This window comes from Desulfovibrio sp. 1214_IL3152, from assembly GCF_036763055.1.
Classification (GTDB): domain Bacteria; phylum Desulfobacterota; class Desulfovibrionia; order Desulfovibrionales; family Desulfovibrionaceae; genus Desulfovibrio.
The window spans coordinates 1-2,131 of record NZ_JBAIYW010000096.1; the positions used below are offsets into that span (position 1 = coordinate 1).

The window sequence follows — 2,131 nt, forward strand, 5'->3', positions numbered from 1 at the left end:
TGTTAGCGCCAGTGATATAAGACGGTAATTCACCATTTGGATTGTCCGCTCCACCCAACATGTTGTTTCCTTAAGGTTCCCACACCAGAAAGGACATCAACATGCTGAGCAGAGAGGACTTTTACATGATAAAGCAAATGCGCCAGCAGGGCGCGTACATTGTCGATATTGCGACTCAGATTGGTTGCTCTGAACGAACGGTCAGACGTTACCTCAAATACCCTGAACCGCCAGCCAGAAAAACCCGCCACAAAATGGTTAAGCTGAAACCGTTTATGGATTACATCGACATGCGCCTGGCAGAGAATGTCTGGAATAGCGAGGTTATCTTCGCGGAGATTAAGGCAATGGGCTATACGGGCGGACGTTCCATGCTGCGTTACTACATCCAGCCCAAACGTAAAATGCGTCCGTCAAAAAGAACAGTTCGCTTCGAAACTCAACCTGGATACCAGCTCCAGCACGACTGGGGCGAAGTTGAGGTGGAGGTTGCCGGGCAACGGTGCAAAGTTAACTTTGCGGTTAATACGCTGGGGTTCTCCCGCCGCTTCCATGTCTTCGCCGCACCAAAACAGGATGCTGAGCATACCTACGAATCACTGGTTCGCGCCTTCCGCTACTTCGGTGGTTGTGTGAAAACGGTGCTGGTTGATAACCAGAAGGCTGCGGTGCTGAAGAATAACAACGGGAAAGTCGTGTTCAACTCCGGATTCCTGTTGCTGGCCGACCACTATAACTTCCTGCCACGGGCATGCCGTCCACGCAGGGCCAGAACAAAAGGTAAGGTTGAGCGGATGGTGAAATACCTCAAGGAGAACTTCTTCGTCCGGTACCGCAGGTTCGACAGCTTCACTCATGTCAATCAACAACTGGAGCAATGGATAGCCGATGTGGCTGACAAACGGGAACTTCGCCAGTTCAAAGAAACACCGGAACAGCGCTTCACGCTGGAGCAGGAACATCTGCGGCCGTTACCGGATACGGACTTCGATACCAGTTACTTCGACATCCGCCATGTGTCCTGGGACAGTTATATCGAGGTTGGCGGTAATCGTTACAGCGTTCCCGAAGCGCTGTGTGGTCAGCCGGTATCGATACGAATATCGCTGGATGACGAGTTGCGGATCTACAGTAATGAGAAACTGGTGGCCTCACATCGCCTCTGTTCGGCATCGTCTGGCTGGCAGACAGTGCCGGAGCATCACGCCCCGCTCTGGCAGCAGGTCAGTCAGGTGGAACATCGGCCACTGAGTGCCTATGAGGAGCTGTTGTGATGCATGAGCTGGAAATCCTGCTGAATCGCCTGAAAATGGAGCATCTGAGTTATCACGTTGAAAGCCTGCTGGAACAGGCAGCTAAAAAAGAGCTGAACTACCGGGAGTTCCTGTGCATGGCGCTACAGCAGGAATGGAACGGCAGGCATCAGCGCGGTATGGAGTCCAGGCTGAAGCAGGCTCGTCTGCCGTGGGTCAAAACGCTGGAGCAGTTCGACTTTACCTTCCAGCCGGGCATCGACCGTAAGGTTGTCCGGGAACTGGCTGGTCTGGCGTTCGTGGAGCGCAGCGAAAACGTGATCCTGCTGGGCCCTCCTGGTGTCGGAAAAACTCATCTGGCCATAGCTCTTGGCGTGAAAGCGGTGGATGCAGGACATCGGGTACTGTTTATGCCACTGGACAGACTGATCGCGACACTGATGAAAGCGAAACAGGAAAACCGGCTGGAGCGTCAGCTACAGCAACTGAGTTATGCCCGGGTGTTGATCCTGGATGAAATAGGCTATCTGCCGATGAACAGAGAGGAAGCCAGCCTGTTCTTCCGGCTACTGAACCGTCGATATGAAAAAGCGAGCATCATACTGACGTCAAACAAAGGGTTCGCAGACTGGGGAGAAATGTTCGGAGATCACGTGCTGGCAACAGCGATACTGGATCGGCTGCTACATCACTCAACCACGCTGAATATCAAAGGAGAGAGTTACCGGTTAAAAGAGAAACGTAAAGCTGGAGTGCTGGCCAAAAACACAACGCCAATCAGTGATGATGAAATGGTGAAAAGCGGACAGCATCAGTAACGAAAGTATTTTAGCGGGCATGAAAATGGCAAATAACGGTTAAAAATCGTGGCGTTGACA

2 protein-coding genes are annotated in these 2,131 nt (G+C 52.2%); both read left to right on the forward strand.

Annotated elements, in window-relative coordinates; all coding sequences use genetic code 11:
* Window positions 1-101: 101 nt before the first annotated feature.
* On the forward strand, window positions 102-1,274 hold the full coding sequence (gene istA / locus V6C07_RS01860) for an IS21-like element IS21 family transposase (RefSeq protein ID WP_047612361.1): 1,173 nt from the start codon (window positions 102-104) through the stop codon (window positions 1,272-1,274).
* On the forward strand, window positions 1,274-2,071 hold the full coding sequence (gene istB, locus V6C07_RS01865) for an IS21-like element IS21 family helper ATPase IstB (protein ID WP_000544799.1): 798 nt from the start codon (window positions 1,274-1,276) through the stop codon (window positions 2,069-2,071). Before istA ends, istB begins: the two co-directional genes overlap by 1 nt.
* Window positions 2,072-2,131: the final 60 nt, after the last annotated feature.

What these genes read in the sequence shown, in the direction of transcription:
- istB (WP_000544799.1), top strand. Translation starts at nt 1,274, where the DNA reads ATGCATGAGCTGGAAATCCTGCTGAATCGCCTGAAAATGGAGCATCTG.
- istA (WP_047612361.1), top strand. Translation starts at nt 102, where the DNA reads ATGCTGAGCAGAGAGGACTTTTACATGATAAAGCAAATGCGCCAGCAG.